This window comes from Pseudomonas sp. PA-4-8C, assembly GCF_021606625.1.
In the GTDB taxonomy this organism is placed as follows: domain Bacteria; phylum Pseudomonadota; class Gammaproteobacteria; order Pseudomonadales; family Pseudomonadaceae; genus Aquipseudomonas; species Aquipseudomonas lactis.
Genome location: NZ_WKCD01000316.1, coordinates 1 through 5,954, shown reverse-complemented (window position 1 = coordinate 5,954; position 5,954 = coordinate 1). Strand labels below are relative to the sequence as shown.

Here is a 5,954-nt window from a genome sequence, read left to right as displayed (position 1 = left end):
GGTTCTCCGGCAATCGGCGCGTGACGGTGCAAGCGGGTGAGCGGCTGGATTTTTTCCTGGTAGAGGACTGCGCGCCGGATAGGCTGGTGCTGACTGAGCGTGACCGGCACCTGGATGTGATGATTTGCCTTTCAATTGCTGATCGTGTGCTGACGATCACTTCATCGGTGATCACCCACAACACCTTCGGGCGCCTTTACATGCTGCCGGTGGGGCCGGCGCACAAACTGATCGTCAATCGGTACATGGCCCGCTTGCAGCGCAAGCTGCAACAGCTTTGAAACCCAGAACAGGCTCACACAACGCAACCTGTTCTCGGTTGGAGATGTCGAGCTTCAGCGATACAGCGAAAGCGCTGGATCACGGCGCAACGCTCCACACCGCCAGTTCATACCCATCTGGATCGGTGAAGTGGAACCTGCGGCCTCCTGGAAACGCAAACGTCTGGCGAGTAATCACCGCGCCCAGCTGTTGAAGCCGCTGCTGCACACTGTCCAAGTCATCGGCATACAAGATAACCAAGGGCCCGCCCGGCCGCACAGTCTCACCGGTGGTGAAACCACCCGTGAGCCGGCCATCGCTGAATTCGCTGTAGGTGGGGCCGTAGTCGACGAACGTCCAGCCGAATGCAGCGCCGTAAAAGGCTTTACTGCGGGCGATGTCGCTTACGTTGAATTCAATATTGTCGATCTGTCTGTCTTTACCGGCTGTGCTCATGGTGGCCTCCGTGGCGCGTATCTTAGGCCGCGAGTGTAGCGTATCCGGGCCTGCCCATTTCTCACACGCTCAAGGATGAAACCTGCGCCCCAACGCATCCAGCCGCACCGCGATCGGTGGCAGGCGTTCGCTGCTGCGCGCGAGTGTCTCGACGTCGTCGGCGGTGTTCTGGGCGATGCTTTGCACCGATTGCAAACGCTCGACGATCTCCAGGTTGGCCGAGGTCTGTTCGCGGGTGGTGGTGACAATGTGGCCGTTGAGTTGGTCGATGTGTGCGATGTCCTCGCCCACCGCCCGTAGCATGTCCACGGCCTCTTGGCTGTCTGCCACGCAGCGCTCTACACCTTCGCGGCTGGCGTGCATGGCTTCGACGGCTTGGCGGCTGCCGTGTTGCAGGCCCTCGATGATGCTCTTGATTTCCTGGGTGGAGAGGGCGGTGCGCTGGGCCAGGCTGCGCACTTCATCGGCCACCACGGCAAAACCACGGCCTTGCTCGCCGGCGCGGGCGGCCTCAATGGCGGCGTTGAGGGCCAGCAGGTTGGTCTGGTTGGCGATGCTGCTGATCACTTCCAGCACCGAGCCGATTTGCTCTGCCTGCACCGCCAGGGATTCCACGGTCGACTCCGTGCCGTTGATACGCGAAGCCAGTTGGCTGATTTCATGCTGGGCGCGGCCGACGCTTTCCTGGCCGCGCACAATCTGTTGGCTGGCTTGGCCTGCATGCTCCACCGCCTGTTCGACCTGCACCGTAATGTGGCCCATGGCGTGTTCCATGCGCTGCATCGAGCCGGTCATCTCGCCGATCTGCGCCAGTTGATGCCGGGCGCCTTTTTCCAGGGTGCCGCTGGCGCTGGCCAGTTCCTGGCCGAGCTGGCCCAGGCCATGGGAGTCGCGAGCGACGCCGTCGATCAGGTGGGTGAGTTGCTGCAGGAAGTGGTCGAACCGCTTGGCGAGGGACACGTGGGCCTTGCCTTCACCTTGGGCGGTTTCCACGGTGAACTGCGAGGTAACGGCGAGCATCTTCTCAAGCATTTCCTGGCTCTCCACCGCTTCGGCCTGGCTATGGACGGCGAGGTAGAGCAGGGCGACGGTCTCCATCACCACATAGAAGGCATGGACGAAAACCATCGTCCAGCCGCCGTGATGCTCCATTACAAACACAGGGAAACCCTGGTGTTGCAAGGCATGGAACACCACGTGATGCACCGCGATGGTCAGTGCCGCTACCAGGATCGGCAGCCAGTCACGGTAAAAGGTCAGCACCGCCAACAGCGCGAAAATACCGAAGTGGGATTCGATCACCCCGTGTGCCTGGTTGATGTGCAACGCGGCCATCACCATCAAGCCGGCACCCAGTGCACAGCGCATCACGCGGGTGCCGCCGATGACGCGGTACAGCGCCGTGAGCACCACGCCGGTGCCGCCACCGACGATCACGGCCTGCATTAGGGTGTCGTGCCAGAACGCCAGGCCGAGGGAGAACAGCAACATCAGCCAGATCAATGCCAGCATGATGCGGTCGGCCTTGCGATAGTGCTCGAGAAAACGGACGGGCATTCACTCTTACTCCATGAGAGGGGGGGCGTCGAGGTCAAGCAAGCACGCGGTGTGCCACCCAGGCGCGCCGCTGTGGAGTGAAGCAGATGTTCACGATTATTGCCGGTTACCCACGCGTTATCGGCATGCGGGCACGGGACTTTAAGAACGGCTGCCCGAGCGGGCAGCCGAGGTGGCGATGGGGCTCAGAAACTGTACTTGGCGGTGAGCATCATATTGCGGGGGCTGCCATAGGAGTCGCCACCATAAGTCACTGAGTCGGAGATGGACTGGTAGTAGTGGCGATCGAAGATGTTGTTGGCGTTGAGCTGCAGGTCCAGGTGTTGATTGACCCGATAGCCTGCCATCAAGTCGGTGACGGCGTAGCCGCCTTGCTTGAGCCGATAGTAGCTGCCATCGGCCAGCTTGATGTCGTTGTACATGCGGCTCTGCCAGGAAATATTGCCGCCGACCCGGAGTTTTTCCAATGGGCCCTGAAAGTTATAGCGGGTGGTCACTTTGAACAGGTGTTCCGGCGTGTCGGTGTCAAATTGCTTGTTGACCTTCTGCGGATTGGCGTCGTCCTTGATGGTGTGGGTGCGCGCATAGGTATAGCCGCCGCCGACCTGCCAGTTTTCGGTCAAGGCACCTTGCAGTTCGAAGTCGATACCCTGGCTGCGGATTTCACCCGAGGCCACAGAGCAAGACGCCTGCGGGCAGTTGGGCACCACCACCGGCACGGCGCGGTTTTCCTGGTCGACGCGGAACAGCGCCACGCTGGCATTCAGCGCGCCACCAAAATATTCGCCTTTGACGCCAACCTCATAATTTTTACCGACGATGGGCTTGAGTGGGGTGCCGGCTGTGCTCTTGTCTTTTTGCGGCGTGAAGATGTCGCTGTAACTCACATAAACCGAATGCTGGTCGTCCAGATCGTAGATCAGGCCGGCGTAGCGGGTGAGGTTGCGGGTGACCTTGTAGTCGCCAGCGGCATCACGGTTGTCGTAGTCGTACCAGTCCAGGCGAGCGCCGAGGATCAGCTTCAGCGGGTCGGCCAGGCTCAGGCGGCTGGTGAGGTAGAAACCATCCTGGGTGGTGACTTCGCGCACATTGTTGGTGTGGGTGAAGTTCGGTTTGCCGGCATTGATCGGCCAGTTGAGGTCGTACGGGCTGTAGTTATGGGTGGTCATGTCGTAGATGCGCTTGCTGGCGCCCACCACCAGTTCATGGCTACGGCCGAACGCCTCGAACGGGCCGCTGGCAAAGGCGTCGAGCCCGGCCTGGTTTTCATCATAGCTGGCCTGGTACACCGTGCGGGCCAGGGTGTTGTTGGTCCAGCGCGATTGGTAGGAGCCGGAGAACAAGGCGTTCTGTTCGGCATAGTTGGCATTGACCTGCAGGCTCCAGTCGTTGGCCAGGCGCTGGCGCAGCTCGGCGAACACGGTGTTGATTTCCTGGTCCTTGTTTTCCCAGTCGGTGCCTGGGTTATAGGAACGCGACAGGCCCAGGTGGCGCCCATCCAGGCCGACCATCGAAGCGCCCCAGAAGTAGTTGGTCTTGTCCTTCTGGTTCGAGTAACCGAGGGTCAGGGTGGTGTCTTCGCTCAGGTCGGCTTCGGTGACGGCATAGAAAAGGCCATGATCCTGCTCGGCCTTGTCGATAAAACTGTTGGCATCGCGGTAAGAGGTGACGACACGGCCACGCCAGGTGCCACTGTCATTGAGTGGGCTGGAGGCGTCGAGCTCGCCACGGTAGTCGTCCCAGCTGCCGACGGCGCCGGTGAGCGTGACTTTCTGCTCGTCCAGTGGCCGCTTGCGGATCAGGTTGATCGCGGCCGAAGGGTTGCCCGCGCCGGTCACCAGGCCGGTAGCGCCGCGCACCACTTCGACGCGGTCGAACATTGCCAGGTTCGGCTGCGCGCCTACCGATGCACCGTTGTAGCCGCTGGGTATACCGTCATACATGAGGTTGTCGATGTCGAAACCGCGTGCGGTAAAGCCTTGTCGCCCAGGGCCGTTGGAGTAATTGAGGAACAGCCCCGGCGTGGCGTTGACCACGTCGTTGATGCTGGTCATGGCCTGGTCATCCATGCGCTGGCGCGTGATCACGGTGACGGCCTGCGGGGTTTCGCGCAGGGTCAGCGGCAGTTTGGTTGCGGTCTTCATCGAGCCGGTGGTGTACGACTCGCTGCCTTCGGTGGTTGCGCCAAGCTGTTGGCCCGAGACCTGGGTAGCACCCAGCTCGATGGTGGCCGGGGCTTCGGCGTCGGCGGCAATGGCCGCATTGGAGGTTGCTAGAGCGATAGTGATTGCCATCAGACTGGGTGTAAAAACGTTGCCGCCGCGTTGTTGCACAGACATGAAAGTAGGGCTCCCCAAGTGCCGTCCGTGGCGAATAGTAAATCTGTTGATAATTATTCGCATCAGTTTGGCAGATTGAGTCTGTCGGTAAAAGCCCCAACGCTGTAGGAGCGAGCTCGCTCGCGAAAGACTCACAGGCGCCGCGTTTATTCAGGAAGCCCACGTATCGTTGAGGTTTTTCGCGAGCAAGCTCGCTCCTACAGGGTTGCTTTCAGGTGAACAGGATTTCGTAGGGCTCGCGCATGCGTTCCAGCAATATTTGCGCGAGCATCGGTGGTAAACCGATCTGCGGGTCGCCCACCAATTGGCTGGCGTAGGCATGGGCGGCGTGCAGTTTGCGCGCGACGGTCCAGGTGTCCAGGCGGACCTTGCGCGCACGTTGCCAGGGCATTACCGCGCTTTCCCGTGCGGGCCAGTGCCAGGCCCAGACCGGCAGTTCATACAGTTGCGCACCCACCAAACTACATGCCTTGGCACTCGCGCGGCCGACGGCATCGTGGTCGTCATTGCCGTCGTTGCGCCAGGTGGTAAACACCACGTCGCCGGGTTGCAGGTAGCGCGCGATGAACTGGCTCATCGGCTGTTCACGGGCGGCCAGGGCGTCATCACAAAACCCGCCACGAATCCATTTCAGGCTGTGCAAGGGCATGCCCAATCGGCGCAGGGCTTCGGCGCTTTCCTGGGGGCGCACCACGCTCAAGCGGCTGGCCGGCCATACCTGAGAGCCGGGATGGCTGGCGCTGCCGTCGGTGATGGAGATCAGTTGCAGGGGATGCTCCTGGGTGCTGAGCAGTTGCAGCAAACCGCCGCACGCCAGCACTTCATCGCCCGGGTGCGGGGCGATCACCACCACGCGAGCGCCGCGCGGTACCAGGGTGTTCAGGGAGATGATGGGGATTTGCGCCAACTGCGGCGCACTGTTCCAGATTTGCGCGGGGCCGCGGCGGCCTTCGCTTAAGGAGGCAGGCTTCATGGGTGTCACATCCTTGTCGGTTGATACCGGGTCGTACCCCGTTGACGGGACGACGCTCTTGTCTTCACCCCAGGCTCCGCTGGGGTGAGTGCTGTGCGAGGCGTTAGGAGCATAGACAGGCATGGGTGTCCGCACAACTTTGGATGCGATGCCGCATAACCGTCGACGATTAGCCTGCCGCCCCACGATCCAACTATGGGAGCGGGCTTGCTCGCGAAAGCGGTCGGTCAGTCACCATCAATGTTGGCTGGGCCGACATCTTCGCAGGCAAGCCAGCTCCCACATAGGTCATGGGTTGCCCAAAAAATTAGCGCCTGGCACACAACCCTGTGGGAGCTGGCTTGCCTGCGATGACGGCGCTCCAGCCC

5 protein-coding genes are annotated in these 5,954 nt (G+C 61.4%); 1 reads left to right on the top strand and 4 read right to left on the bottom strand.

All coding sequences use genetic code 11. The features are described 5' to 3' along the window. Nucleotides 1–281: DUF2867 domain-containing protein (locus GIW04_RS26920; RefSeq protein WP_236479368.1), on the top strand; the 281-nt coding region annotated here is incomplete at its 5' end. A 79-nt stretch (nt 282–360) separates the two neighbouring features. On the opposite strand, the gene GIW04_RS26915 is transcribed toward GIW04_RS26920, so the two are convergent. The 4 genes from GIW04_RS26915 to GIW04_RS26900 form a co-directional block, all read right to left on the bottom strand. Beyond that, on the bottom strand, nt 361–717 hold the full coding sequence (locus GIW04_RS26915; RefSeq protein ID WP_120248112.1) for a VOC family protein: 357 nt from the start codon (nt 715–717) through the stop codon (nt 361–363). A 69-nt stretch (nt 718–786) separates the two neighbouring features. After that, nucleotides 787–1,479, bottom strand: coding sequence for a methyl-accepting chemotaxis protein (locus GIW04_RS31590; protein WP_256204046.1), 693 nt, complete (start codon nt 1,477–1,479; stop codon nt 787–789). A 980-nt stretch (nt 1,480–2,459) separates the two neighbouring features. Then, a complete protein-coding gene (locus GIW04_RS26905) occupies nt 2,460–4,613 on the bottom strand; it encodes a TonB-dependent siderophore receptor (protein ID WP_120248110.1) in 2,154 nt (717 codons plus the stop codon). Between the two features lie 211 nt (nt 4,614–4,824). Next, on the bottom strand, nt 4,825–5,586 hold the full coding sequence (locus GIW04_RS26900; RefSeq protein ID WP_034135723.1) for a PIG-L deacetylase family protein: 762 nt from the start codon (nt 5,584–5,586) through the stop codon (nt 4,825–4,827). Nucleotides 5,587–5,954: the final 368 nt, after the last annotated feature.

Coding starts and splice junctions, on each gene's coding strand:
- GIW04_RS26905 (WP_120248110.1), bottom strand. CDS start 4,613: ATGTCTGTGCAACAACGCGGCGGCAACGTTTTTACACCCAGTCTGATG.
- GIW04_RS26900 (WP_034135723.1), bottom strand. CDS start 5,586: ATGAAGCCTGCCTCCTTAAGCGAAGGCCGCCGCGGCCCCGCGCAAATC.
- GIW04_RS31590 (WP_256204046.1), bottom strand. CDS start 1,479: ATGGGCCACATTACGGTGCAGGTCGAACAGGCGGTGGAGCATGCAGGC.
- GIW04_RS26915 (WP_120248112.1), bottom strand. CDS start 717: ATGAGCACAGCCGGTAAAGACAGACAGATCGACAATATTGAATTCAAC.